This window comes from Shinella sp. S4-D37 (assembly GCF_040812195.1).
In the GTDB taxonomy this organism is placed as follows: domain Bacteria; phylum Pseudomonadota; class Alphaproteobacteria; order Rhizobiales; family Rhizobiaceae; genus Shinella.
On the sequence record NZ_JBFNXL010000002.1, the window covers coordinates 386,557 to 410,808 of the forward strand.

Consider the following 24,252-nt stretch of genomic DNA (forward strand, 5'->3'; position numbering starts at 1 on the left):
TATTGCACATAATAGGAGAAGCGTAATGTCGTCAAGAAAAAATGTGCAAGATGCACATATCGGCCGCCAGATCCGCGAGCTGCACGGGGCGCTGATCGATATCGTCAGCATCATGAACCAGCCACAGCGCGACGAGCAAATGGTGCGTGAAGCCGGGATTTCGCTCGATGGCGCCTTGTTTCCGCTGCTTGTGGGGATCGAGCGCCGTGGCCCGATCGGCATTGTCGATCTCGCCGAGCGGACCGGTCGCGACTACACGACTGTCAGCCGGCAGGTTGCCAAGCTCGAAAGCCTTGGATTGGCCGAGCGCAGACAGGGTGCCGTCGATCGACGCGTCACGGAAGCCGTGGTCACACCGAAGGGAAAGGCGATGACCGACAAGATCGACGCCGCGCGTGAGCGGAATGTTCGTGCGATCTTCGCATCGTGGGATGCGCCCGACGTCGATGAACTCGTTCGTCTCATGCGCAAGTTCGCTGACGCGGTGAAAGACGTGCCTGTCAAAGACGCCCCATGAGGGAGAAACAGGATGCTACGCGAATTCTATCATGCCTATATCGACTGCCTGAACCGGCAGGCTTGGGATGAACTCGGCCGGTTTGTGGCCGACGACGCCCGGCACAACGGGCGGCCGTTTGGGCTTGCGGGCTATTGTTCGATGCTGATCAAGGATTTCGAGGTCATTCCCGATCTGCGCTTCGTCATTGACCGTCTGGCCTGCGAACCGCCGCTGATCGCCGCCAGATTGATGTTCAACTGCTCTCCAAAAGGCAGCTTTCTCGGGTTGAAGGTCGACGGCCGACGCATTTCCTTCACGGAAAACGTCTTCTACGAAATCAAGGACGGCAGGATTGCCGATGTATTTTCCGTGATCGACAAAGCGGCGATCGAAGCGCAGGTTGCGAGCGAATAGTCGTTCGCCGGCAAACCGGTTGATGATCGCAAAGGAGGACCACGTCGTGAAAGGCTAAGGAAGAAGAGGAAGGCGACGAAAAGGACGAAAGCGATACCGATGAGAGTGAGGAGGGCGGCAGCACGGTTACCCCTCACCCTGAACCGAGCTATGAGCGGCCCTTCAAGCTTCCCGAGCCGATGGTCAAGGAACTGACCGCGTAGAAGACCGCCGCCATCCGGGCCGAGCTTGCACATAATCCGAACGTCGCCCTTGCGGCGGTGGTGCATGCAATGCTGGTGAACCTGTTCGGCAGCTACGGCAGCAACGAGCATACATGCCTTGAAATGACGGTGAAGCGCGAACCGCTCAAAACTAGCATTGCCGATCCGGCGGCATGCAAGGGCATTGTGGCGCTGGACAAACTCAAGGAAAACTACGGCCACACCATTCCCGGCAATCCCGGCGATCTCATGGATTGGTGCCTCGAACAGCCGACGTCAGCGCTTCTCGACTTGCTGGCCTATGCAGCGGCGAAGTCGGTGAACGCGGTGAAGTCGGGCTACCTTGAACGGAAGTTGCAGCGCGCCCATGCCGATCGGCTGGCACAAGCCCTCAAGATCGACGTGACGCAATGGTACGAGCCGACCGGCGAAAACTACTTCAGCCGGATCAGCAAGACCGGCATCAAGCAGGCGATCACCGAACAAAGGCGAGGACGACGCACTCGGCGTTACCGGCATGTCGAAGGCCGACGCGGTGGACCTTGCCTCGCGCAGGATTGCCGGAACCGGATGGCTTCCCGAGTTGGTGCGGATTGCCCTCTCCGCAGAGCAGGAGCGCGAACGGCTGGCAGAAGCCAATGCCGACGATGACGGCGAATGCCCGTTCGACATTGATGAAAAGCCGGTAACGAACGGCGAGATGTTCCCCGAAGCAGCCGAGTAATCGGTTGCGCAAGGTCGCGCCAGTCTCCGGCGCGGCCTGCACCCTTCGCTGAATCTCCCAAGAACCACCCGCGACGAAACGCCGGGCCACGCCCCGGCGATTGGCGAAGCGCGCCCTGCGGCCCGGCCCGGACAGGTGATCCCATGACCTCCCCCCGTCTCAATTCCATCGTCAAGCTGTTTGAAACCTGCCGCTACAAGCATGACTTCTATACCGTCTTTAGCGACTGGTGCGAGAGCACCGCCATCACCATGAGCAATGCCGTCGATCTGGTGAATTTCGAGAAGCGTGAGGCGCGCTTTCTCGAAATCGCCCGGAAATATGGGCGGGAAACCATGACCACGTTCTCGCATATCATGGGCGAGGTGGTCATGGCGCTGGAAGAGGGGCCGCAGGATATCTTGGGTGCTACGTTCCATGCGCTCGGATTACACGACAAGGCGAGGGGCAATTCTATACCCCCTATCCAGTCTGCTAGCTGATGGCCCGCATCACCGCCGGGAGTGCCGAGGACATGCAGAAGGTGATTGCCGGAACGCGGTTTGATGCTGGCGTAGGAACCCGCCGCAGGAAGCGGGGCGATGATCATTGCTCTGGCCGAGGCTATCCTTGAATCGGGCTTCAATTACCAGCAGCTCCTCCATGTGACCGCGGTGGACATCGACCCGCGCGCCGTCCATATGGCCTATATTCAATTCTCGCTTCTTCATATCCCGGCGACAGTGATCGTGGGCGACAGCCTGGCAATGCGATTTCGGGAGGAATGGCACACGATGGCCCATGTCATAGGCGGGTGGTCGGCCAAACTGCGGCACGCAAGGGATAACGCCGGGGCAGGGGAGGAGAAGAGGGCTATTTCTGTTGCCGTACCGCGCCGGGCTGCGGTGGTAGCCGGCGGCCCCGCCGCACCGAATCAAGGGCCAGACGCTCCAGCCATTGAACGAAATGGGCAACTGCGCCTGTTTTAAATTGCAGGGCACAGGCTAGAAGCCCCCGCCGGATTGACCGGCCGGGGCATCTTTGAGAGGAGGGCTGTCCGGCCCCTCTCAAACTCGCCCCCATGAGTGGGCAGGGCAGAGCCCCGCCCCTTCAAACCCCCACCCATGAAGGGGGTGGTCCACCCCCTCCAAGCCTCCCCGGCCCGTGCGGTCGCGGCCCCTGATCGGGGCCGCGGGCTCATCTCTCTGACTTCCTAGTGTAGCATTCGGCCCTGCGCCGTAAAGGACGGGCGCCCCCCAAAATGTTGACGCATTTCGGTTCCCCCACCCGCCGCCTTCGGCGGTCGCTGCGCGCCCTTGACGGCTTGGGGCGCCAATGCGGGCTCCTTTTCGTCAAAGCGAAAAGGAGGCTTCTATGACAGAACGGAAAATCACCGTTATCGACGGCAGCAGCGCAGAATACTGGAGGCAGCGGAAGGAGGGTTTCCGCCTGATCCACGAAGCGGAGCGGGCTGCGAAGCGACTGGCCGATGCACCGATGTATCTTCACGGCGGCTACGACGAGGACGGCGACGTGATCGCCATCGAAAATCTCCGCCCTCATGATGATATGGAGGATGCGATCCGGGCGATCGAGGCAAACGAGACTGCGGTGAGCATCTTTGTGGCGTAGGGTCGTACCAATATAGGCGGCTGCGAGATTACGGCAGTGATCAATGCGATGGCGCCCGATTATGACGGCGTCGAGGATCCGGGACGCAATCCGCTCTGGGGACCGGACGCCGACTGAAAGAGGGCAAGCCCTCTCTCAACAGTCACCCCAATGGAGGAAAGGGTAAGCCCCCTCCTTCAAACCGCCTCCCGAAGGGAAGGGCAAGCCCCTCGCGTGAACCCACCCCTGGGAACGGGAACGGTTCCCTCCTTTCTTTCCCCAAACCCCTATCCCTCTCCCTGGGGTGGGCCTGGTATCTATAGTATATTGGGCGGGCTAGATTCGTGGTTCAGCACGAGGTTTTGCAGCTTAACAGCTGTTAAGTTGCGATCTATGCGGCCAATACATATCGCCGAGAAAACTGTGCCGTCTCATGTGAACTTAACAGCTGTTAAGTCGCACGATTTTGATCGCTCGAATTCCATATCAGAAATATGTGTGCTTCCACACGCTGCCTGCCTTAATCTTTCGTTAACGAAAAACACCTTGAAGAATCGGAGTCTGTCTGGCAACCATGACGGAAACGATCGCGTATCGCGTCCAAAACCGTCAAGAGGAACACATGCTTCAACCGGCTTCTCGAAGCGTCACCGATACCGCATCGAAGATCGGCAATTATACGTCGAAGCTGTCGGCGGAACTGCACGAGATGCGCGAAGGATTTTATCCGCCGACCGCGAAGAAGACGTTCGCGCGCACATTCTCGACAAACGACCTCGTTCGGCTGCTGAACGTTCCTGAAAGCACGTTGCGGCAGCTCACCATCGCAGGGAAGGGGCCAGTACCTGAGCGGGCCGACAACAATCGACGCACCTATACTATTGAACAGGTGAAGGAGCTTCGCGCGTTTCTCGCGGGGCTTCGTCCGGACGAAGCCCAAACCCTGTTGCCTCATCGTCGTGCGGGGGAGAAACTGCAGATAGTCGCGACAGCGAATTTCAAGGGCGGCAGTTCCAAAACGACGACCTCCATCCATCTTGCCCATTTTCTTGGTCTTCAAGGCTATCGCGTTCTCTGCATTGATCTGGATCCCCAAGCATCAATGACGGCATTGTTCGGTCTCCAGCCGGAATTCGATCTCGGGGAGAATGAAACGGCCTACGCCGCAATCCGGTACGATAACGACCGACGGCCGCTGGCAGACGTTATCCGGACCACGTATTTTCCGGGTGTCGATCTCGTCCCTGGAAACCTGGAACTCATGGACTTTGAGTTCGACACCCCTTCCTACCTCTCGCAGAAAAATCGTGACGATCTCGGACTGTTCTTTGAACGGCTCAACAATGCGATCGCTGGCGTCGAAGATCGATACGATATCGTAATTCTTGATACGCCGCCGTCGCTCGGCTACTCCACCCTTGCAGCACTCTATGCGGCTACGTCCCTGATCATCACGGTGCATCCCGCCATGCTGGATGTCGCGTCGTGCAATCAGTTTCTCATTATGATTTCCGATCTCAGTGAAACCTTGGCGCAATTCGGTGCCCGGTTCGAGCACGACTTCTTCCGTTTCCTACTGACCCGCGTAAACCCGAACGATGGGCCGCAGAAATATATGTCGGGCGTTATGCGCCGTCTTTTCGGAAGCGACGTTCTGGTTGCCGATGCCTTGGAATCGACTGCCATTGCCGGTGCCGCGGTCGCTAAGAAGACCCTCTACGAGCTTGAAGCGGGCGAGGTCGGTCGAGAAGCGCTCAAGCGTGCCATCGAAAGCGCCGACCGCGTTAACTTCGAAATTCTTGAACTCGTTCGCAAGGTTTGGGGGCGTAGCACATGAAGAAGAGCATACTCCAACGCATGGCGGCGGATGCCGAAAATCGTGGTGATGCGGCTCCTGCGAGCGATGGGGCCGACAGGATTGGTCTTACTCGTCGCCACTCATCGCCAGTCATTTCCAACGTCGGAAGGGCGCTTTCCCATCTCAGCGAAGACGTCATTGTTTCTCTCGATCCGTCGAAAGTGGAGGTTTCGCCCTTCAAGGACAGGTTTGAGTACGATGCGGAAGCCGATGAAAAGTTCGGTGCCTTGAAGTTCTCAATAGCCACGGAAGGCCAGAGAATCCCAGTCCTTGTCCGGCCTCATCCAACCAAGAGCGATCACTATCAACTGGCTTATGGGCGTCGTAGGCGCGACGCCATTCTGGCAATCATGGCGGAAGCTGATCGTCCTGAAAACATCAAGATCAAGGCCTATGTACGAGACCTGACTGATCGCCAGTTGATCGAGGAGCAGACGCTTGAGAATGGTCCACGAGAGGATCTCAGCTGGATCGAAAAAGCTATGTGGGCCGTGCAGCTGAAAAGTAGTGGCATCTCTCAGCGTGAGACAGCTTCCATCATGGGGCTATCCGAAGTCACGGTCTCACAAATGTTCCGCGTAACGTCCGTCATTCCGGAAGACATCATCTTTGCAATAGGCCGAGGACAGGCCGTGGGTCGCCCGAAATGGACTGCGCTTGCAGAGCTGCTCAAAGACGCGAGTAAGGTTGACGCCGTCCGAAAAATTGTCCCCACGGCGGAGTTTCAACAGGCAGATGGTGCCGAGCGTATTTCCCAGGCAATGCGTGCGACCACGTCGCCGCTGTCTCAGGTGGAAGAACACGTTCAGGAAGAAATTCTTGATTTCGCTATTGGCGGCCGCGTTTTCGGTCGCATGAAATCTACCTTGTCGGGAACGACCGTGACGATCCCGAAAAAGGAGCAGGTCTTTGCGCGGTGGCTGGCAGAACGAATGCCGGAGCTGATGCGTGAGTTCAACGCGGCCGATCCCTCGCAGTAAGCGGGATTTCGGCTGAGAGGATCAATTGGTCGGAAGGAGAGACCGCCGCAAAAGAAAAAGACCCCCAAAGCGTCACCGCCGTGGAAGTCTTCCTCTGATCTAAGCACCCAGAGAATCGCATTTCCACGAATCACAGTCAAGAGTTTTTGGCACCGTTTGGGTGGGTGGATTTCTTTTGCCTTTTGAAAGGTGAAGGAAAATGCAGATAGGACGCGTAACGACGCCCCATGGGCGGCGGCCGATGACGCTCGCCCTGGTGAGGGGCCAGCTCGAAACGGCTGATCGCGGGCCGACCAAGGCGGTCAGCAAGTGGAAAGTCTTCAATGACATCGGCGAGGCGAAGGATGTCTTGGGCCTGCAAGACCGTTCGATCACTATTCTGCAGGCGTTGCTGAGCTTCTATCCGAGCGACGAGCTTTCCGACGAGAACGGCGGCCTGGTCGTCTTCCCGTCGAACAACCAGTTGTCCCTTCGCGCCCACGGCATCGCCGGCACGACCTTGCGACGGCATCTCGCCGTGCTGGTGGACGTAGGGTTGATCGAGCGACGCGACAGCCCGAACGGCAAGCGCTACGCACATCGAGGCAGGGGAGGGGAGATCGAGGCCGCCTATGGCTTCAGCCTGGCGCCCCTGCTTGCTCGCGCCGCCGAGCTTGCGAACCTCGCGCAACAGGTTGCCGCGGAGCGCCTTCGCTTCAAGCGCGCCAAGGAAGCTCTGTCCCTGTGCCGCCGTGACATCCGCAAGCTGATCTCCTCGGCAATGGAAGAGGGCGCAGATGGCGACTGGGCGACGATCGAAGTCATGTTTATCGGCCTGATGGCACGCCTTCCGCGCTCTCCTCGCCGCGAAGACGTCGATGCTGTGCTCGAAGAAATGGAGCTTTTGCGTGAGGAAATCATCAACCGCTTGGAAATTCAGGTAAAAGCAGAAAAAATGGACGTCAATGACCGCCAGGACGGGCGTCACATACAGAATTCAAAACCCAAATCCTTCCATGAACTTGAACCTCGCACCGAAAACGGGCAGGGCGAGATGCCGAGCCAGAAACCGAAACGGATCGCAGAGCCGCTGAAGGCATTCCCGTTAGCGATGGTGCTGAAGGCGTGCCCACAGATCGCCGATTACAGGTCGGGCGGCCGAGTTGAGAGCTGGCGCGACCTGATGGCGGCCGCTGTGGTGGTCCGGTCGATGCTGGGTGTCAGTCCGTCGGCCTATCAGGAGGCGTGCGAGGTGATGGGGCCGGAAAACGCCGCAGTTGCGATCGCCTGCATCCTGGAGCGCGCCGAGCACATCAATTCGGCCGGCGGATATCTCCGCGACCTCACGCGTAAGGCAGCGCGCGGCGAATTCGGCCTTGGGCCGATGCTGATGGCCGCGCTCAGGGCGACCGGCGGAGGCGAGAAGCAAAGCGCATGATCGTCCGCTTCTTGCCGGCGTTAGGAAATGTCGGGAATCCGGTCCGCGATCTTCACGAGATAGTCGTCGATCGCCTCCTCGATGTAGCTGTTGAACTTGCGTCGCTCGATGGCAGCGAGGATCTTCAGCTTCTTGTGGACCTCTGCGCGGATATGGATGCCGGTCGTGACCTTCTCGATGTCCCGGAAACGCTTGCCGGCGATGGGATCGCGGCTTTCCCCCTTGGCGACCAGGTCTCGGAACTGAGTCCGGCCGCCCGCCGCTATTGGCGATGCGCGGCCACCATCACCAGTCGTCGGGGGAGGGGAGGCCATGGGCTTTTCGCGGACGGATGGCCGGTCGCGCCCGGTCGAGATCAGCCCGAGGACGAGGTTCTTGCTTTCTGATCCTTCGCTCATAGCAGAGCCTCTTTCGCCGTCGACCTGTAGAGGATGAGGAGCTCGCCGAGTAGGGTTTCCATCTCGGCAATTGCCTTCGGGTCGGATTTCGCGACGGTCTGGAGCGTGCCGGCGGCGCCGATCGACTGATAGGAGGCGCGCCGGGCGATCGGCTGCGACGCAAGGGCGACACTGCTCTCCCGCAGGATTTCTCGCAGCGGCTCGTGGGCCTTGGCCCGGCCGGTCACGAGATCGTGCTGGTTGATGACGATCAGCGCCGGCAGCTTGCGCTTCTGGTCTTCCTCGACCACCGGGATATGGTTCAGCGCAAGCTGCATGCCGGCGACCACATCGTCCTGGGTTGTTTGCAGGGGGATCAGAACGACGTCCGCGCAGTAGAGACCGGCGAACAGGTTTTCGTTCGTGGTTCCCTCGATATCGATGAAGACGATTTTTCCTTCGAATTGGCGCTCCAGCGCCATCTTGTAGATCCGGTTCGGGTCGAGGCAGCTTTCCGCTTCCAGCCGGTCCGGCCAGACGTTCATCTGCTTCGACATCGTGACCCAGCGCATGGTGTTGGCCCGGCTGTCGGCATCGATGAGAAAAACGTCGTTGCCGGCATGGGCGGCGGTGCCCGACAGCGCCCGGACGAGCGTGGTCTTTCCGGTCCCGCCCTTCGGGTTGGCGATTGTGACAATCATGGTGGTTCCTTCGTGAGGATTAACTATAGTTAATTTCTTCGTCCTCTTTCCGCAATGAAATCATTGCCCGTTATTCATTGCCCAATGATGATTGACGAATGATGACTGCCCAATGACAAAGGGCAACGGTAAACGGGCAATCATCAATTGGCCGTTGGTAATGAGGAATTGCCCGTTGGTAACTAACCGTTATTAGTGGGTAATTGCCAATTAACCGCGATGCCGCTGTTAACTAGAGCACGAGCAACGGGCAATTGTTCATTGCGAGATGCCTGGGGACGGGCGCCGGAGGTGGAGGTGGGGTCGAGAGCGTCTGCCTGTATGGTGTAGTTTCTGCCGAATAAAATATAGTTTTGTTTCCTGTGGCAGGATAGTCAAGTTTGTGGTACAAACTCGACGTCGCCCCACCTCCGGCAGGGCAGTGGTTCGCGCCTCTGGCGCTCTGGGTCGCCTCTGGCAAGCGGGAAGGAAGACATGCGGAGCGAGGTGGTGAGGGTCCGACTGCAGCCGCAGGAACGCGATGCGCTCGCCTCGCTGTGCGAGGAGGGGCGCACCGCCAGCGACGTCATCCGGCAACTGTTTCGCGACCGAGCCGGCCTCCCGCTCCCAGTCGGGCCGGCCGAGGCGGACGCGCTGCGGGGTACGAACGAGGAGCTGCGGCGCATCGGCATCAACCTCAACCAGGCGGTCCGGGCAATGAACGAGGGGCGGGTCGATTACGAACCGCATCTGGATGCGGCGCTGCGCGCCCTCCTCGATGGCGTGTTCCGGCTACGCGCCGACGTCGATCTGATGCTGCGGATCAGCCGCAAGGAGCGGAGAGGGGCTGGCCGTGGCGCATGACTGGTCCGGACTGCTTGGTGAGATCGAGGCTTTTTCCGGCCGCCGCGCCACCTCGTTGATCGACGAGGAAGAGGAGCTGCGTCGCCGGCGCGTGATCAGGGTCGCCCTGTCGGGCGGGGAGCCGCCGCGCCGATTTGTTACCAAGGGCATCGCGAGCAAGGCGCACCCTGGCGCCGTGTCGACAAGCGAGCCGACAATCGCATCGATCCTGAGGGCGCCGCAGCCATCGCAACAGGGCGTCATTGCGCTGGTCGGAGCTTTGGGTGCCGACGGCAAGCGGGGGGATGATGACGAGGTGAAGAAGTCGGCCGGCGGGGGAGGTGGCGGGGCGTCCTTTGCAGCCGAGCCGCGTGTCACCCGTCCTCTGAGCGCGCCAGGCGCAGCGAAGGACAGGTCCAAAGTGGAGACGGCGAGCCGCGCGGCGATCGCCGCCGGTGCGCAGCCGGTGGTAATCAAGGTGACGTCGACCGTATCGAGCCGGGCGTCGGCTGCTGGCCTGATGAACTATCTCGGCACGCGGGAAGTCGAGAACGAAAACGGCGAAAAGGGCAAGGCCGATATCCCGATCTACGATCAGGATGGCATTGCCATCACCAGCCGCGAAGAGCGCGCCGCCGCGCTTGCGGTGTGGGGCGCGGATTTCCGCGACGCCTATGCGGTCAACGCCCTCGCCACCTTCTCCATCAAGCTTGCCGATGAGGTCGATGACACGGCCCTTCATGACGCCTTGAACGCCGCCTTCAGTTCTAAACCCTTTCTCTATTCCCGGCATCCCGATGGACAGGTCGCGGTGTTTGCTGTGACCGATCTGCCGGCGAAGCGGATCGCCGGCGCGCTGAAGGCACGCGAGAAAGGCGAGGGGCCGGCGCGCGCCGTGGAGAATGCAGAGTCCGATTTCGCGCGCCGGCTGGCCGACGCCGGCGTGTCGGCCGAGGTCCGCACTGTCGGTGCAGCCGTCTCGGAGAAATCCGGCCGCTACTTCCTGGAAAAGTTCCTGCGCACCGAGAAGGCCGTCACCACCAGCGAAGGCGATCCGATCAAGCGCGGTTCCAGCGTCAAGGAAAAGGCCGATGGCATTTGGCGGGCTTGGTCCTCGCACATTCGTACCGTCGAGCCGCGCAATGCTTTCCATATCATCTTCTCGGCGCGGGCCGGGACGGATCCGCAGGCAATGACCCGCGCGGTTCGGGATTTTCTCAGCGAACAGGTCGCCGGGCATCGCTGGATCACCGCCCATCATCCCGATACCGGTCATGTTCACGTCCATGCGATGATCTCGGCGCGCGACGATGTCGGCAACGCGCTACGGCTGACCAAGCCGGAGCTTTATGAATGGCGCGAGCGCTTTGCGGCCAAGGCGCGGGAGCAGGGCATCGCCATGGTCGCCACCCGGCGCGCGGATGTGGCGGCCACGCGGCCCTACAGCCAGGCCCAGGCCGGTGCCTACGAGCGCGGTAGACAAGATCCTCGCTATCTCAAGACGGCGGGTGTCGCCAATCGCGTCGAGCGCAAGCGCGCCGGCGTCGTCGACCGTGTCTCGCTCTCGAACGGCAACCTTGCGCTTGCACCAAAATGGCAGGCGACGGCGAGCGCCTTGAAACGGGCCGGCGCGGAGTCGTCCGTGATTGCGGCGGCCGACCGGTTCGCAGCCGCGGCGAGTGCTCAGGCACCGCATGCTGCTGCTCGGGCCAGCGGCTTCGTTCTGCTCCGGTTGAAAGTCGAACATACCATGGAACGTGAGACGGTGGCTGTCATTATCGAGGGGGCCGTTGGCGTCGAAGCCAAGTTGATTTCCGCCGAGGGGAAGTCCATCCAGATTCTGGCGCCCACGACCGCGAGCGTCAGCAAGATCGAGCGCGAGCTGGCCAAGCAGAACGACGAGTTTGGCCCTGGTTCCGAGACGCGATCCGTTGCCCGAGATTTCCAGACGCGGTTGCGGGCGCATGGATTGCGCGCCGCCGTCGTCGTCGAGGCAGCCGGCTCCGCGAAGGATGGTGCGCCGTCGCCCTGGCTGCAGAAGAAATTCGATGCCTTGGCCGAGCGGTCCGCTGCGCCGCCGGACGAGCCTTTGACGGAATTCAAGACCCTGATCGCAGCCATTCAACAGCAGAAGGAAAAGGCCATGCCCCTATCGTTGGAGCAGTTTGACGAGCGCGTTTCGCGGGCGAACAAATCCATGGATCGCCTGGAAACGATGGTCGACAGCAGCGCAGAGCGTCAGGCTGTCGAGGAGATGCGCAAGGAGATCTCCGCACTGTTCGAAGAGCAGCGCCGTGACATCCAGATGCAGCAGGTGCGATCGGTCAACGACACAGCGGGGGCAGGGGGCACGCCGCCGACAGCGCGCGACGAGGCTCGCGCCCAGGACCGGCCGGCGCCGGCAACCGTCGATCCCGCGATTGCCGCCCAGCAGCAGGCGATTGCCGCCGGTCGCGCTTCCCGCGCGGCACGAGAACAGGCCGGTGCGTCGAAGGTTGCCCAGGACGAGCAGCGACAGCAAATCCTCCGGCAAGCGGAACAGGAGCGCCAGCGCGGCAACGATCGCGACGGAGCGGAGCGTTAGGCGCCTTCCTATTCCTGCATCAGGCCATCGAAGACTTCCAGCAGTGCGTTGACGATGGCCTGGCCCAGCGCATTGGCCGAGGCGGCGATCTCATCGTCGCCCTGATCTCGGGTGGCGATGGCAAGGTTGCCGCCCTCCTCGGCGACAATCGCCTTCGCTCGCTCGATGGCCCAAAGGGCAAAATCGCTCCGGTTGGAGATCGTCATCGTTTCGTTGGTCTCATCCATGGCGTTTACTCTCCGTCGGCGCAGCATAACCCGCTGTCAGTTTCCCTCTTCGCGAAATCCAGCCATATCGCCGGGCGGGTATCGCGGGAACCAACTTCAGCATCTATCGACTGAATTCATTCGGAATTTCTTCTCCGAATATTTGCGCTGCGCTGCGTGATTGCTTACCCGAACGCGCCAGGGCGATCAGACGGACGGCCACAAGCGTGTCGCTGGGGGGCTCTTTCGCGTAGCAGTTCCACGAGTGCCGGCCGGGCGCGCGAAGCGCCGGAACCGTGTTCCTGAATGATCGGATGGCAGCCGGCTGAACGCAACTCCATCTCTTGGGCATCGCTCGCCTGTTCACCCGTAGCAACGCGGGCATATCCTATCAGGCAACTGGAGGGCCTGCTGCTCATTGCCGTTGATCGCTGGTGAGTAGCTCTATCAACGCGGGATTCATGTAGAGATTTTCCCGCCCGGCCTTCACTTCTCTCAGGAGACCGTCATCGACAAGAGCCTTGAGATAGACAGACGCAGCCTGGCGCTTTGCGATGCCGGCCGAAACGAGGTCGCCAATCCGGCAGTAGGGGTTAACGAAAATCACCTCTGCGAGTTCGCGTGAATAGATCTTGGGGAGATCGCGCCGGATACGGGCCCCGGTTTCATCGAGAAGGTCACGGATAGCGTGGATCTTCGCGCTCGACCACAAGGCGGTCTCGCGGATGCCCTCAAGCATATAGAGGATCCATTCCTCCCACGCGGCGCTGGTCGTAACCCGCAGCAGCCGGTCGTAGTAGGCGCGCTTGTTGCCGATGATGTATCGGCTCAGGTAGAGTACCGGAATGTCGAGGAGCCCCTTGTCGACGAGATAGAGCAGGTTGAGCACTCTGCCGGTGCGGCCGTTGCCATCGGTGAACGGATAGATCGCCTCGAACTGGTAATGCATGACGGCGAGCCGGACGAGCGGATCGATGTCCTCGGCCTCGTGAATGTATCGCTCCCAGTTGGAAAGCTTGTCCAGGAGCACAGCGCGGCCTTCCGGCGGCGTGTAGATGACCTCTCCGGTCGCGTCGTTGAGCAGGGCGGTCCCAGGCGTTGCCCTGATGTCGAGATCGACGCCCTTGATGGTCCGGCAGATTGCCACGGCCATCGCGGTCGACACCGGCCGCTCATTCAGCATTGCGAAACCCTGGTGGAGGGCGGTTCGATAGCGCAGCGCTTCCTTCGTCGCTGAGTCCGGAGAATTCCCGGCCTCGTTGGCGAACCGGAACAGACGATCGGTCGTCGTGACGATGTTCTCGATCTCCGAGCTCGCCTGCGCCTCGAGGAGCGGGATCGAGTTGATCAGCACCGATTGGTTCGGAATAAGCCGCCCGGAGGCTTTCAATTCGGCCAGCGCCGCGCGTGCCTCGATGCAGGCTTTCAGGACAGCCTTGGTTTCGATATCCTGCGCCGGCGGGAGTGCCGGCAGATCGTTGAAAGCGCGATCAGGTTGAAACGCCATGCGGAAACAGCCCTTTCCGGCTGATCTTGGTGCCGGATATGTCGATGGCGACGACATGTCGCCGGAATATGTCGATGGAATCGAAATCTATCGACATATGGCACCGTCGGCAAGGTCTTTGTTCAAACGTAGCGGACGAGGATAACCGATCGCTTGTAAACGTCTCCAATACAGATTGTCCGACGTTACTGTCTCCTGAAAGATCGGTATTTCAGCTTCAACAGCCGCCGCCTGCAAATGTGGTGGCATCACCCTGCGTCTCGCCGGATTTCGGCGAAAATTGTCTCAATCCGAGCGGCCTCTGCGTCGCTGAGCGCCGAAAACTCCTTCTCGCGAGCCCGCTTTGACAGTCGCCCTTGGTTCTGGCGCAGGAAGCGGAACAAGAGGTCCAGCAAGCGATCGGGCATATCGATCATCTGCTGCACTTCGATCTTGAACGCGTCATAGATGCGGAGGAATGTCGTCTCGGCCGGCAGTTCCACATCGATCGTTCGGGCGACGCATTCGAAAAGGAATTCGGCGTGCGGCGTCGCGTCGAAGTAGCGGTAGAAGTCCGCAGTGTGAACCGCCCCGGCTTTACCGGAGACCGTTTGGTTTAAGTTATGCGGCCATGGCTGGCGCGTCCAGCATGGCGTAATATCGTTCTTCGGCCTCGGCTGGCGGGATGTTGCCAATGGGCTCCAGAAGGCGTCGGTGGTTGAACCAGTCGACCCATTCCAAAGTGGCGAACTCTACGGCTTCGAAGTTTCGCCACGGCCCACGTCGATGGATGACCTCGGCCTTGTAAAGACCGTTGATCGTTTCGGCGAGAGCGTTGTCATAACTGTCGCCGACACTGCCGACAGACGGCTCGATGCCAGCCTCCGCCAGTCGCTCAGAATAGCGAATGGACACATATTGCGAGCCGCGGTCGGAATGGTGAACCAGCCCGCCACGGTGGACGGGCCGTCGATCATGAAGTGCCTGATCGAGGGCATCGAGCACAAAGCCCGCATGGGCAGTCCGGCTTGCCCGCCAACCGACGATGCGGCGAGCGAAGGCGTCGATCACGAACGCGACGTAAACGAAGCCCTGCCAAGTGGCCACGTACGTGAAATCCGAAAGCCAGAGCATATTCGGCGCGGGCGCGAAGAAGTACCTGTTCACACGGTCGAGCGGACACGGCGCGGTCTTGTCGCTGATCGTCGTGCGGATCGGTTTGCCGCGAATGATGCCTTGCAGCCCCATTGCCCTCATAAGCCGAGCGACAGTGCAGCGGGCGATGTCGTAACCCTCCCGCAGCAACTGTCGCCAGACTTTCCGCACGCCGTAGACCTGGAAGTTCTCATTGAACACCCGTAGTATCTCGACCTTCATGGCAATGTCGCGTCGGGCGCGGGCCGATAGACGGTCCACGTCCGTGCGCTTGGCGATGACCTCATAATAGGTGGACGGGGCAATCGGCAGCAATCTGCAGATCGGCTCGACCCCGAGCACCGAGCGGTGTGCATCGATGAAGGAAATCATCGCTTCAGTGGGCGGTCGAGCTCCGCCATCGCAAAATACGCAGAGGCTTTACGCAAAATCTCGTTGGCCTGACGAAGCTCGCGGTTCTCCCGTTCCAGAGCCTTCATCTTCTCGGCGACGTCACTCGGCAGGCCAGCACGCTTGCCGCTATCCACCTCGGCCTTCTTCACCCACTCATTGAGCGTATGCGCCGAGCAGCCGATCTTGGCGGCTATGGAAGATATTGCCGCCCATCGCGAAGGATGCTCGGCTTCATGCTCGACCACCATTCGAACGGCGCGGGCGCGGACTTCAGGAGAAAACTTGTTCGTCGTCTTGCTTGTCATAGACCCTACTTCTCACGAGTTGGGGTCTCCGGCAAACCCGGTGCGGTTCAGTGTCATTTAGCACCGCGACATTGCCACGATCTGTTGATTGCCAACGAACAAGCGGCAAAAGGCGGCGTGAGTAGCTTTCCAATACGGCTCGATAGGCATCTATGCGGTCCAGGATGACTGACGAGACCGGAAAGACGAGACCGGGAGGGTTGAACCCGCGCTCGGCGAGAACATGATGGATCAGATAGCGGTGCAGCCGGCCGTTTCCGTCCTCGAAAGGGTGGATGTAGACGAAGCCGAAGGCGAGAGCCGCGGCGGCGAGAACGGGATCGAGATGCTGTGCCGCACTGAGGTCGAAGGAAGCCAGGCCATCTATCAGCGCGGGCAGATCTTCGTGTCGGGCGCTGATATGATCGGGGATCGGTGCCCCTGACAGTCGATCATGCTCGCCGATGAAGTCACCCTCGACACGCAGGCCGAGATGGACGAAGCGCGCGTCGCCGATGACGATGCGCTGCAACCGCTCCAGTTCGCCGCGGTCTATCGGCCGGCGGCCGGCCTCTCCGATCGCCTTGCCCCAGCGCTGGATGCGATCTTGCGGGGGGTCTTCTCCCTCGATCTGGAAACTCGAGCGCGAATCCCTGAGCAGTAGGAATGCTGCGGTGCGTGCAAGCAGGTCCGCCGGCACTTCGGCGATCAACTGCCGCACTTCGTCGCCAAGCCGGCGCGCAACGAATGCGTCGAGCGAGGGCGTGCGGAAGATCATCGGGCAGACAAACCGAGCCACCTCTGATTGGAGCGCCGGGCCTTGCCGCGGTCATCAACGATCTCCGCGTAAATCTCGTAAACGCGGTCTGAACCGCGAGCCTGTAACCGGACGCGAGCATCCCTCCGCAGTTGTGCGTGCGTGGCGGCGCGCCGCTCACCGGCGCGCCGACTGATTTTGCTGGTACCTTTGCCCGACTCCGGCATTCTTCAGGCCGCGACCCTGATCCGCCCCTTCATGTTGGGGTGGAAACGGCAGTAGTAATCCACGGTGTCGTCGGCAGTAACAACATGAGTTGCAGTTTTGCCCGGCGGGATCGTCACCTCCCAGCCGCCCTTGACGGTGGCGGTGTGGGCAAAGGGGTCGCCGTTCGTCCACTCGATCGTCTCGCCGACCCTGGCCTCGATCTCGGCCGGCTGGAAGGCGAGTTTCTCGATTTTCACATGGACCGTGCCGTTATGCGCGCGGGCGAGGGTGGTACCGGCCAGCACCGCTGCGCCGGCCACGAGCACTTGCCGCCGCTTGAGAAGGCACGCGGTCATTTCAGGCCTGCGGCGACATGCTTGGCATGCTGTTCATGGCCCTGGAAGAGTTTCAGGCCGGTTTCCAGCAGGTCCTTCAGTTCGGCATTCTGGGCCGAAGGGATCAGCAACGTTTCAAGCGCGCCGTTGACCTGTTGGTGGTAGGCGACCTCGTTGTCGATATAGGCCTTGTCGAAGGCCGCACCGTCGAGCTTGCCGAGTTCGGCACGCTTCTCCTCAGCCGCCTTGGCGAGCGCCTGGCTGGTGGCGTTGTCCTCGGGCGTCACGTTGAGTTTCTTGACAAGCGCCAGCGCCATGTCGTTGACGGCCTCGTGGTCCTTCTGCATCGACTCGGCGAAGGCCTTGACGTCGGCGTTCGTCGTCTTTGTCAGGGCAAGCTTGGCGGCCTCGACGTCGATGACGCCGGCGCTATAGGCGATGTGGGCGATCTCAGGGTCGGTCGGCTTGTCGGCGGCCGTTGCGATGGTGGCGGCCAGGGCGAAGCATGCGGCACTGAGCGTGGAAATCAAGGTCTTCATCGGGGTCTCCTTGGCGCCGGCGAATGACTGGCGCTTGTTTCGGTTAACGAAGCATTGGATGCCGGCGGACCGAAGAGGTTCCCGTTATTCTGCGAGCCCGAGTTTCGCGATGACGGCTTCCGTCAGCCGGTCGCAGCGCGTGCCGGCGAAGGGGAAGGCGTCGATCAGCACCGGGCCGATCTGTGCTTCAAGCCGGGTCCGGATGAGCTTGCGGGCACGGTGGAGCCGCGTCTTGACCGTGGCAGCGGGCAGATCGAGCAGCGCCGCCGTCTCCTCGACGCTGAGCCCCTCGATGACGCGGGCGACGAAGACGAGGCGGAAGGTTTCGGGAAGTGCGTCGGTCGCCTCCTCGACGAGGTGAAGAATCTGTCGCTGCGCCATGACACGCTCCGGATCGGCAATGGAGGAGGAGATCGGGAAGGGGATGATCTCCGCCTCCGCCGGACCGCGTGCAGGCACGGCGCGCTTCAGGCGCTTGTGTGCCCGAAGCCGCATCAGCGCGGCGTTGAGCGCGATGCGCGATAGCCAGGTCGACAACGAGCATTCGCCTTGGAAACTGTTGAGACTGGCGAAGGCGCGGAGATAGGCTTCCTGCAACACGTCCTCGGCATCCGCATTGCTGCGGACGACGGCCCGAACGAGACGGTAGAGGCGCTGGTTGTGGGCCTTGATGATCTTGCGGACGGCCTCCGCCTCGCCCGCAACCGCGCGGCGGATCAGGGCGGCCTCGTCTTCGGCGAGGGTGGGAATGGAAATGTTCTGGACGGCGGGCATCGGCATACTCCTTTCGCAAGAGTATTGGATGCCGGATGTTCCGCAAGGTTCCCGGCGGATTTGTGCTCTCTTGCAGCCCTTGAGGATCGTGGGAAGCCAGCTCTGCCATCATATTTGGGCAGCGCCGCTTCTCCGTTTGTGCTATCGATCCATCGAGATGACCCGATCAAGCAACATAGCCGTTCTGGCCAACCGCGATGCGCTGGATGTCCAGGCACTTCTCTCCCGGACTGTGACTGCCTGGCGCGGGACGGGTATGCGGATCGTCGGCGTGATCGCCGAAAACAACGATGTCGCAGGGGCGTGCAGCGCGGGTCTGCTGCGTGACATCGTTTCAGGCAGAAGCTTCTCCATCCAGCTCGACGCCGCGCCGGCCGGTACGACGTGCCACCTCGATAGCCGGGGCGTGGAAGATGCCTGTGCGGAGTTGCTTCCCGGGATAGCCACGGCGGACGTCGTTGTTCTCAGCAAGTTCGGCAAACTCGAAGCGATGCAGCAGGGTTTCTGGAGGGCATTCTCGGCTGCCGTCGCCGCCGGCAAGCCTCTCCTGACGACGGTATCATCGAGACACGCCGAGGCCTGGAGGGCGTTTGCGCCGCAGGCGGAGTGGCTCCAGCCGGACAACCCGTCAATCGAGCAGTGGTGGCACACGGTGAGACCGCTGTCCGGCAATTCTGAACAACACGGAACGACGACAGAAGAGCGAGCCGCACAACAGTAGAGACCTTTGCCATTTCGCTCTTCCGACGGCGTTAAGATGTGGCGAAGCAGACGCGCATGTTTTTGCGCGATCGAATAAATTCGAACAAAGATTGTGGCCATCGCCTTGTCGGAGAACGCGTTGCGAGCCAGGAGTCCGGCTTCCACAAAAGCGAGCCGCACGCAGCTTCGACGCCATCACACACGCCCTCGGTGACATCATCAACCTTTTCTCAGTCGAAGAATGCAGAAATTTCTTCAGAGCTGCAGGATATGAGTCTCAATAAACGCGACACGCTTTAGCTGGCCCCCATTTCTTGCTTTTCGCAATTACTCCTCTGGAGAATTACGCTGGGTGATCTATGTTCCCGAGCGCAGAATTCGCAAGGAGAGGGAAAAGTCGATGACGAATTTGGTTCCACTGGCGCTTGCCGCCGTTGCGGCGACGCTTTTCATCTGCATGTTTCCTGTCTGGCGCGTACGACTAGCGGTCGCGTCCGCAATCGGCCTGGTGGCCATAACCCTCGTCGCGCTGCCCGCGGCGGCGCAGACCCACGACCACGGCGCGCAACCGGCGAGCGAACAGTCCGGCGAAGCTTCCGGCGAGGAGGTGAGCCCGACGCGGAACGATCCGGCGCTCGGCACGAGCTATCACAGCGCCACCACATTCACCTTGCGGACGGGAATTGCGGCCGGCCGTATGGTGTATATCGGCGTCGGCGGCGACATCGACGGTGAGGTCAATCCCGAAATGATGGTGCACGAGGGCGAGATCGTCCAGATCAACCTCATCAACGGCGAGGGCGCCGAGCACGACGTCGTCATTGAGCAGTATGCGGCGCGCTCCTCCGTCGTAGTCGGCCAGAATGCCTCATCCACCTTCTCTTTCACGGCGAACAAGGTGGGCGAATTCGCCTATTTCTGCTCGATCGCCGGCCACCGGCTCGCCGGCATGGAGGGCCTGCTGCGCGTCATGCCCGGCGCGCGCGAGACGATGGACATGGACGCGGCCGACATCGTGCGCGATCCCGCCGACCTGCCCGGCCCGATCGGCTCGCGGCCCACACAGGTCGTACGCGTCGACTTCGAAACGATCGAGCTGAAGGGCAGACTCGACGACGGCACGACCTATGTCTACTGGACCTTCAACGGTAAGGTGCCGGGTCCCTTCGTGCGCGTGCGCGTCGGCGACACCGTCGAAGTCCACCTGAAGAACGCCTCCGATAGCGTGATGATGCATTCGGTCGACTTCCACGGCGCGACCGGGCCCGGCGGCGGAGCGGACTTCACCCAGACCGCGCCGGGCGACGAGACCGTCGTCACCTTCCAGGCGCTGAAGCCCGGCATCTACGTCTACCATTGCGCGACGCCCAGCGTGGCGCACCACATCACCAGCGGCATGTACGGCCTGATCCTGGTCGAACCCGAGGGCGGCCTGCCGCAGGTCGACCGTGAGTTCTACGTCATGCAGGGCGAGCTCTATACGGTCGAGACTTTTGGCACGAAGGGCGACCTGGAGATGGACTACGACAAGCTCACCTCCGAGCGGCCGGAATACTTCCTGTTCAACGGAGCTGTCGGCGCGCTGACGAAATCGCATCCGCTCTATGCCAATGCCGGTGAGACGGTGCGCATCTTCTTCGGCGTCGGCGGACCGAACTATACCTCGTCCTTTCATGTCATCGGCGAGATCTTCGACCACGTCTATACGCTGGGAAGCGTAACCTCGCCGCCACTGACCGGCGTGCAGACTGTCAGCGTGCCGCCGGGCGGGGCCACGATTGTCGACTTCAAGATTGACCGCGGCGGCCATTACGTGCTGGTCGACCACGCGCTGTCGCGCGCCGAGCGGGGGCTTGCGGGCTACCTGATCGTCGACGGGCCGGAGAACGACTCCATCATGCATGCCGGTCCTGCCGACCAGGGCGTGCAATAGGATGTGTCGGTAAGGCCCGCGGGAGACTTTCCGCGGGCGGCATGGGTGAATTCTTTCTTACTCCGCTATCTCCTCTTGCGGGGCTTTTTGACAATAAAGGAGAGTCTGCGTGAAGATCACAACTGCTGTTTCTTCCGTTTTACTTCTGTCACTTGCACTGCCCGTATATGCCGCGGACCATCAAGTGCGGATGCTCAACAAGGGCGCCAAGGGGGCGATGGTCTTTGAACCGGACTTCGTCAGAGCCGAGGTCGGAGATACCGTCACTTTCGTGCCGACCGATAAGGGACATGATGCCGAAAGCATCAAAGGCATGATCCCGGACGGAGCAGAGCCGTTCAAGGGCAAGATCAATCAGCAAATCACCGTCACGATGGAGAAGGAAGGTGCCTATGGCGTCAAGTGCACACCGCACTACGGCATGGGTATGGTGGCCCTGATCGTTGCTGGCGCACCGACGAACCTCCAGGAGGCGAAGACGCCGAAGCATCCAGCCAAAGCCAAGAAGGTATTTGAGCAGTTGTTTGCTCAAGCAGAGGGGCACTGACCAAAGATTCGGCCATGGAACGTCATAATCCGCAATCGATGGAGGAGCCTTTTGGAGCATCGACCGATGAAGCGGACATTTTTTACCTCCACTGATTGTCGACCTTCGGTGAGCGGGCATCCATCTGTCTGGTCAAGATGAATGCCGGCCGCGTCCCATAGTCCACGCGAAAATGATCTCTGATCCCACCCAGGACAGGGTATCTGGATGCCAGCGCCGCAGCTAAGCCGGCTTGCAATAAAATTCGACGAAGACGCGGACCGGCCCGATGACTTCGACTTGGTGCGGCTGCTGTGGCAGAATGATGCCCGGCTTTCCCGGCTCTAGAATGGTCTGCGAAATTGGGTCCAATACCCGATAGAGCAGCCTTCCCTCAAGGACCGTGATCAACGCCCATGTGCCAATCTTGGTCATGTGTCGGTGCTGCAGCGCATGAGGGAGCGTGTCCTGGTCGAATTCCGGAGAGCGCCCATAGGCGACGACATCGTCGGGAAGATTTTTCATTCTCACTTGTCCTCGACATCTGGTTTTTGTAGCGACGATTGGTGACCGCCGCGAAATTTCTCTAGTTAGAGCATGCTGCTCTCATACGGAAGCCTACCCTGAGTTTTCGAGGTAGTTTGCGCATTCGGCTGGTGAGAAGCAGTCGAGCATTTCACCGGCCTTGCGCCATGTCGCCTCGACGGTGCGCGGCTGTTCTCTCCTGATGAGGTGTTTGAGCTTGGCAAGGACTTGCTCGATCGTGTTGTCATGATGACTCTCCAGTCCGGATTCCTGTTGAGGCGTGGGATAGGCTGACGAGCTAGATACGTTGTATCCCCACCCTGGCGACACGCCCTTTGAGCTTTCCGCGCCGGAGCCAGCCGTAGGCGGTCTGACGATGGACGCCGATCTGTTCGGCGAGTTCCTGCAGGGTCACCTCGTCGTCATTGCGCCGGGGAACGTTGCCGGACCAGACAGGTCGCTTCTTGCCAAGTCCCTTTCGTACCAAAAGCTTCTGGACGATTAACGCGTCGAACCTTGGCTTCTTCGCAGGCGTCCAGCCTTCCGCGTTGAGATCGTCGGCGATCTGTCGAGCGGTCGCGCCCTCAGCACGGAGCGCTGCGATCCGATCCAGTATTTTGTCGTGATGCTCCACCTGTTCAAAGCGTCTTACGGTTCGGACAATCGGATGCGACGTTACGACCTCTCCGGCCCAGTGGCATTTTACCTCGGCACGCTCGGTTTCTCCGAACACCCGGATGACGACGCGATCAAGCATCATGCGGGCGATGGTTTGCCGGTCGCGTGATGTGGTGGACTGTGCCCTCCACAGGGCAGGCACATCTTCTGCCAGCCGGCGGACCGTGTCCTTTTCCTGCGCCGTTAGCCGCGCAGGTTGTCGCGCAATGGCCCGCTGGCGGTGCTCCGCGAGCGCTTGTTTCGTCGCTATTGCTGCTTCCCAATCTCGTTCAAGCGTCCGCGCGACCAGACGATTGTCAGGGTCGACAGCTTCGTAACGCCGGCGTGCGAGGGCTGTTTCATGATCCGCACGTTCCAGTCGCTGCTTCCAACCGTCGTGGAGTTGCTGTCGGTCGAGCTCTATATCCTCGGCAACTTGAATGCTGACATCGATTGCGGCCGGAGAAAGGGCTTCAAGAATCAACGAGGTCACGCATGTATCCACCGGCCGAGCGCTGATCGATTGACACCGCGGACCGCCGTAGGTGGTGGCTTCATAGCTGCAGCTATAGCGTGCTTCCCGTCCGTCCTCATTGTAACCGGTCACCATTTTACGGCCACACACGCCACACGAGATCAAGCCGCTAAGCAGTGCTGCGCCACCACGTGGAGCGCCGGAATATCGTGAACGGTTCGCCGCCACTAGTTCCTGATTCCGCTCATAGGTTTCCCAGTCGATGTACGCTGGATGCGCGTTTTGGTGCAGCACCATCCATTTTCGCGGATCGCGAACGAGGCGTCGGCCGCTATGCGGCTTACCGGGAAGCCGGAGGCGTCCTGGAAACCGACAGCGGCAATCATCTGCGCCGAGGCCGCCTGATGGCAACGGTCAGCTTCGTCTTCACCATCAACTATGTCGCCGAAATCCTCGATGAGGACGTCGACCTCCTCCGGGAGATCATCACCAATGATGACAACCTGACCTATGGGAATATCATCAGCGTCGTGACCGGAGATGACGAGAGCACACCCGCTCTGACAGACGATGGCATTGACGAACTCAGGCAGATGCTGACTGAAGCGCGTCGGTCAGCCGAAAAATGGCAGGAGTTCCTCGATTGCTTTGTCCTCGATGAAGAGATCGCCGCACGCGTCAAGACATATTCCTCGCGGTAGCAATCGGGCCGTTACGGCGTAGGCTTTTCGTGTGTTTGCGGAACTGGCGGCCTCGACGTAGCCGCGGGCGCGCTCAGTGAGGTCTTGCAACTGGGCCGGAAGGGAAGGGGGCATCGAGACTACGGTGACGGCGGTGGAAATACCGTCTGCCGCCGGCGTGCTGTACGGCGGCGCAGAGCTCTCCGGAGCTTGAAAACCGCTGTTTTCGTCGATGATTTGCGCCATTTCACTATAATGAACAAAACGAACGATAATGCAAACTTATTCGTTGTTATAGTGTACGGGACAAGGCGTGGGCTTTCTGTCGATATCCGTACCTGAACCGCACCTACACTCCGCGCAGCTCGACGCCGGGCGTGCTTCACACCTAGGTCGCGACCAAGCAGTTCCTCTTTGCCTTCAGCCTGCCGACGCTGCGTGCCTTGCCG

Annotated in this window: 26 protein-coding genes, 3 pseudogenes and 1 other annotated feature; of the genes and pseudogenes, 15 read left to right on the forward strand and 14 right to left on the reverse strand. The window is 60.6% G+C overall.

Annotated elements, in window-relative coordinates:
- Positions 1-25 precede the first annotated feature (25 nt).
- From AB3G45_RS03865 to repC, 9 genes are all read left to right on the forward strand, one after another.
- Complete coding sequence (locus AB3G45_RS03865; RefSeq protein ID WP_367829304.1) at positions 26-517, forward strand: MarR family winged helix-turn-helix transcriptional regulator; 492 nt, start codon at positions 26-28, stop codon at positions 515-517.
- A gap of 12 nt (positions 518-529) precedes the next feature.
- Complete coding sequence (locus AB3G45_RS03870) at positions 530-913, forward strand: ester cyclase (protein WP_367829305.1); 384 nt, start codon at positions 530-532, stop codon at positions 911-913.
- 272 nt (positions 914-1,185) lie between these two features.
- Positions 1,186-1,767, forward strand: coding sequence for a hypothetical protein (locus AB3G45_RS03875; protein WP_367829306.1), 582 nt, complete (start codon positions 1,186-1,188; stop codon positions 1,765-1,767).
- 216 nt (positions 1,768-1,983) lie between these two features.
- The gene (locus tag AB3G45_RS03880) at positions 1,984-2,322 is read left to right on the forward strand and encodes a hypothetical protein (protein WP_367829307.1); all 339 of its coding nucleotides are present in this window, start codon (positions 1,984-1,986) and stop codon (positions 2,320-2,322) included.
- A 99-nt stretch (positions 2,323-2,421) separates the two neighbouring features.
- Positions 2,422-2,808 (forward strand): hypothetical protein, encoded by a 387-nt coding sequence (locus AB3G45_RS03885; RefSeq protein WP_367829308.1) that lies wholly within the window; start codon positions 2,422-2,424, stop codon positions 2,806-2,808.
- Positions 2,809-3,193: 385 nt separating this feature from the next.
- On the forward strand, positions 3,194-3,451 hold the full coding sequence (locus AB3G45_RS03890) for a hypothetical protein (protein ID WP_367829309.1): 258 nt from the start codon (positions 3,194-3,196) through the stop codon (positions 3,449-3,451).
- 601 nt (positions 3,452-4,052) lie between these two features.
- Positions 4,053-5,267, forward strand: a complete 1,215-nt coding sequence (gene repA / locus AB3G45_RS03895; protein ID WP_367829352.1) for a plasmid partitioning protein RepA — start codon at positions 4,053-4,055, stop codon at positions 5,265-5,267.
- Entirely contained in the window at positions 5,264-6,268 is a 1,005-nt protein-coding gene (repB, locus tag AB3G45_RS03900) for a plasmid partitioning protein RepB (protein WP_367829310.1), read from the forward strand. Before repA ends, repB begins: the two co-directional genes overlap by 4 nt.
- 199 nt (positions 6,269-6,467) lie before the next feature.
- The gene (gene repC, locus AB3G45_RS03905; RefSeq protein ID WP_367829311.1) at positions 6,468-7,685 is read left to right on the forward strand and encodes a plasmid replication protein RepC; all 1,218 of its coding nucleotides are present in this window, start codon (positions 6,468-6,470) and stop codon (positions 7,683-7,685) included.
- 20 nt (positions 7,686-7,705) lie between these two features.
- On the opposite strand, the gene AB3G45_RS03910 is transcribed toward repC, so the two are convergent.
- Together AB3G45_RS03910 and AB3G45_RS03915 are read right to left on the reverse strand one after the other, a co-directional pair.
- Complete coding sequence (locus AB3G45_RS03910) at positions 7,706-8,083, reverse strand: hypothetical protein (RefSeq protein ID WP_367829312.1); 378 nt, start codon at positions 8,081-8,083, stop codon at positions 7,706-7,708.
- A complete protein-coding gene (locus AB3G45_RS03915; protein ID WP_367829313.1) occupies positions 8,080-8,763 on the reverse strand; it encodes a ParA family protein in 684 nt (227 codons plus the stop codon). The genes AB3G45_RS03910 and AB3G45_RS03915 overlap by 4 nt, the downstream gene beginning before the upstream one ends.
- Positions 8,764-9,237: 474 nt before the next feature.
- Between AB3G45_RS03915 and AB3G45_RS03920 the strand changes: the two genes are divergently transcribed.
- Both AB3G45_RS03920 and AB3G45_RS03925 read left to right on the forward strand, forming a co-directional pair.
- Complete coding sequence (locus AB3G45_RS03920) at positions 9,238-9,606, forward strand: hypothetical protein (protein WP_367829314.1); 369 nt, start codon at positions 9,238-9,240, stop codon at positions 9,604-9,606.
- Entirely contained in the window at positions 9,596-12,169 is a 2,574-nt protein-coding gene (locus AB3G45_RS03925) for a relaxase/mobilization nuclease domain-containing protein (protein WP_367829315.1), read from the forward strand. The genes AB3G45_RS03920 and AB3G45_RS03925 overlap by 11 nt, the downstream gene beginning before the upstream one ends.
- An 8-nt stretch (positions 12,170-12,177) precedes the next feature.
- On the opposite strand, the gene AB3G45_RS03930 is transcribed toward AB3G45_RS03925, so the two are convergent.
- The 9 genes and pseudogenes from AB3G45_RS03930 to AB3G45_RS03970 form a co-directional block, all read right to left on the reverse strand.
- Positions 12,178-12,396, reverse strand: coding sequence for a hypothetical protein (locus AB3G45_RS03930; RefSeq protein WP_367829316.1), 219 nt, complete (start codon positions 12,394-12,396; stop codon positions 12,178-12,180).
- Between the two features lie 169 nt (positions 12,397-12,565).
- A pseudogene (locus tag AB3G45_RS03935) lies at positions 12,566-12,794 on the reverse strand (recombinase family protein); the annotation flags it as partial.
- Positions 12,791-13,882 carry a protein adenylyltransferase Fic gene (fic, locus tag AB3G45_RS03940; RefSeq protein WP_367829317.1) on the reverse strand — a complete coding sequence of 364 codons (1,092 nt, stop codon included), beginning with the start codon at positions 13,880-13,882 and terminating at the stop codon, positions 12,791-12,793. The gene fic and the pseudogene AB3G45_RS03935, both read right to left, overlap by 4 nt.
- 248 nt (positions 13,883-14,130) lie before the next feature.
- On the reverse strand, positions 14,131-14,556 hold the full coding sequence (locus tag AB3G45_RS03945) for a hypothetical protein (RefSeq protein ID WP_367829318.1): 426 nt from the start codon (positions 14,554-14,556) through the stop codon (positions 14,131-14,133).
- Positions 14,483-15,714 (reverse strand): IS3 family transposase gene (locus tag AB3G45_RS03950; protein WP_367829319.1). Its coding sequence is split into 2 segments (ribosomal slippage): positions 14,483-15,423 and positions 15,423-15,714, totalling 1,233 coding nucleotides; the frame shifts between segments, so codons are not numbered across the junction. Before AB3G45_RS03950 ends, AB3G45_RS03945 begins: the two co-directional genes overlap by 74 nt.
- Positions 15,314-15,430, reverse strand: a sequence feature (AL1L pseudoknot). Its footprint overlaps the gene before it by 117 nt.
- Before the next feature lie 49 nt (positions 15,715-15,763).
- A pseudogene (locus tag AB3G45_RS03955) lies at positions 15,764-16,576 on the reverse strand (Fic family protein); the annotation flags it as partial.
- Between the two features lie 104 nt (positions 16,577-16,680).
- Positions 16,681-17,013 (reverse strand): cupredoxin domain-containing protein, encoded by a 333-nt coding sequence (locus AB3G45_RS03960; protein WP_367829320.1) that lies wholly within the window; start codon positions 17,011-17,013, stop codon positions 16,681-16,683.
- Positions 17,010-17,531, reverse strand: a complete 522-nt coding sequence (locus AB3G45_RS03965; protein ID WP_367829321.1) for a DUF4142 domain-containing protein — start codon at positions 17,529-17,531, stop codon at positions 17,010-17,012. Before AB3G45_RS03965 ends, AB3G45_RS03960 begins: the two co-directional genes overlap by 4 nt.
- Before the next feature lie 84 nt (positions 17,532-17,615).
- Positions 17,616-18,305, reverse strand: a complete 690-nt coding sequence (locus AB3G45_RS03970) for an RNA polymerase sigma factor (protein WP_367829322.1) — start codon at positions 18,303-18,305, stop codon at positions 17,616-17,618.
- Between AB3G45_RS03970 and AB3G45_RS03975 the strand changes: the two genes are divergently transcribed.
- From AB3G45_RS03975 to AB3G45_RS03985, 3 genes are all read left to right on the forward strand, one after another.
- Entirely contained in the window at positions 18,280-19,026 is a 747-nt protein-coding gene (locus tag AB3G45_RS03975; protein ID WP_367829323.1) for a DUF2478 domain-containing protein, read from the forward strand. The two genes, AB3G45_RS03970 and AB3G45_RS03975, sit on opposite strands and share 26 nt — an antisense overlap.
- 381 nt (positions 19,027-19,407) lie before the next feature.
- Positions 19,408-20,940, forward strand: a complete 1,533-nt coding sequence (gene nirK / locus AB3G45_RS03980) for a copper-containing nitrite reductase (RefSeq protein WP_367829324.1) — start codon at positions 19,408-19,410, stop codon at positions 20,938-20,940.
- Between the two features lie 109 nt (positions 20,941-21,049).
- Positions 21,050-21,487, forward strand: a complete 438-nt coding sequence (locus tag AB3G45_RS03985; RefSeq protein ID WP_367829325.1) for a pseudoazurin — start codon at positions 21,050-21,052, stop codon at positions 21,485-21,487.
- 222 nt (positions 21,488-21,709) lie between these two features.
- Here AB3G45_RS03985 and AB3G45_RS03990 read toward each other — a convergent pair whose 3' ends face one another.
- From AB3G45_RS03990 to AB3G45_RS04000, 3 genes and pseudogenes are all read right to left on the reverse strand, one after another.
- A complete protein-coding gene (locus AB3G45_RS03990; RefSeq protein ID WP_367829326.1) occupies positions 21,710-21,991 on the reverse strand; it encodes a DUF1971 domain-containing protein in 282 nt (93 codons plus the stop codon).
- Positions 21,992-22,289: 298 nt separating this feature from the next.
- Positions 22,290-23,141, reverse strand: coding sequence for a hypothetical protein (locus tag AB3G45_RS03995; protein WP_367829353.1), 852 nt, complete (start codon positions 23,139-23,141; stop codon positions 22,290-22,292).
- Positions 23,142-23,150: 9 nt separating this feature from the next.
- Positions 23,151-23,420 (reverse strand): annotated as a pseudogene (locus AB3G45_RS04000) (zinc ribbon domain-containing protein); the annotation flags it as partial.
- Between the two features lie 107 nt (positions 23,421-23,527).
- On the opposite strand from AB3G45_RS04000, the gene AB3G45_RS04005 reads away from it, so the two are divergent.
- On the forward strand, positions 23,528-23,824 hold the full coding sequence (locus tag AB3G45_RS04005; RefSeq protein WP_367829327.1) for a hypothetical protein: 297 nt from the start codon (positions 23,528-23,530) through the stop codon (positions 23,822-23,824).
- Positions 23,825-24,252: the final 428 nt, after the last annotated feature.

Bases quoted from the DNA above. Each gene is read 5' to 3' on its own strand.
- AB3G45_RS03915 (WP_367829313.1), bottom strand. From the start codon at position 8,763: ATGATTGTCACAATCGCCAACCCGAAGGGCGGGACCGGAAAGACCACG.
- AB3G45_RS03870 (WP_367829305.1), top strand. From the start codon at position 530: ATGCTACGCGAATTCTATCATGCCTATATCGACTGCCTGAACCGGCAG.
- repC (WP_367829311.1), top strand. From the start codon at position 6,468: ATGCAGATAGGACGCGTAACGACGCCCCATGGGCGGCGGCCGATGACG.
- repA (WP_367829352.1), top strand. From the start codon at position 4,053: ATGCTTCAACCGGCTTCTCGAAGCGTCACCGATACCGCATCGAAGATC.
- fic (WP_367829317.1), bottom strand. From the start codon at position 13,882: ATGGCGTTTCAACCTGATCGCGCTTTCAACGATCTGCCGGCACTCCCG.
- nirK (WP_367829324.1), top strand. From the start codon at position 19,408: ATGACGAATTTGGTTCCACTGGCGCTTGCCGCCGTTGCGGCGACGCTT.
- AB3G45_RS03975 (WP_367829323.1), top strand. From the start codon at position 18,280: ATGGAAATGTTCTGGACGGCGGGCATCGGCATACTCCTTTCGCAAGAG.
- AB3G45_RS03885 (WP_367829308.1), top strand. From the start codon at position 2,422: ATGATCATTGCTCTGGCCGAGGCTATCCTTGAATCGGGCTTCAATTAC.
- AB3G45_RS03890 (WP_367829309.1), top strand. From the start codon at position 3,194: ATGACAGAACGGAAAATCACCGTTATCGACGGCAGCAGCGCAGAATAC.
- AB3G45_RS03990 (WP_367829326.1), bottom strand. From the start codon at position 21,991: ATGAAAAATCTTCCCGACGATGTCGTCGCCTATGGGCGCTCTCCGGAA.
- AB3G45_RS03880 (WP_367829307.1), top strand. From the start codon at position 1,984: ATGACCTCCCCCCGTCTCAATTCCATCGTCAAGCTGTTTGAAACCTGC.
- AB3G45_RS03910 (WP_367829312.1), bottom strand. From the start codon at position 8,083: ATGAGCGAAGGATCAGAAAGCAAGAACCTCGTCCTCGGGCTGATCTCG.
- AB3G45_RS03865 (WP_367829304.1), top strand. From the start codon at position 26: ATGTCGTCAAGAAAAAATGTGCAAGATGCACATATCGGCCGCCAGATC.
- AB3G45_RS03970 (WP_367829322.1), bottom strand. From the start codon at position 18,305: ATGCCCGCCGTCCAGAACATTTCCATTCCCACCCTCGCCGAAGACGAG.
- AB3G45_RS03875 (WP_367829306.1), top strand. From the start codon at position 1,186: ATGCTGGTGAACCTGTTCGGCAGCTACGGCAGCAACGAGCATACATGC.
- AB3G45_RS03960 (WP_367829320.1), bottom strand. From the start codon at position 17,013: ATGACCGCGTGCCTTCTCAAGCGGCGGCAAGTGCTCGTGGCCGGCGCA.
- repB (WP_367829310.1), top strand. From the start codon at position 5,264: ATGAAGAAGAGCATACTCCAACGCATGGCGGCGGATGCCGAAAATCGT.
- AB3G45_RS03930 (WP_367829316.1), bottom strand. From the start codon at position 12,396: ATGGATGAGACCAACGAAACGATGACGATCTCCAACCGGAGCGATTTT.
- AB3G45_RS03920 (WP_367829314.1), top strand. From the start codon at position 9,238: ATGCGGAGCGAGGTGGTGAGGGTCCGACTGCAGCCGCAGGAACGCGAT.
- AB3G45_RS04005 (WP_367829327.1), top strand. From the start codon at position 23,528: ATGGCAACGGTCAGCTTCGTCTTCACCATCAACTATGTCGCCGAAATC.
- AB3G45_RS03965 (WP_367829321.1), bottom strand. From the start codon at position 17,531: ATGAAGACCTTGATTTCCACGCTCAGTGCCGCATGCTTCGCCCTGGCC.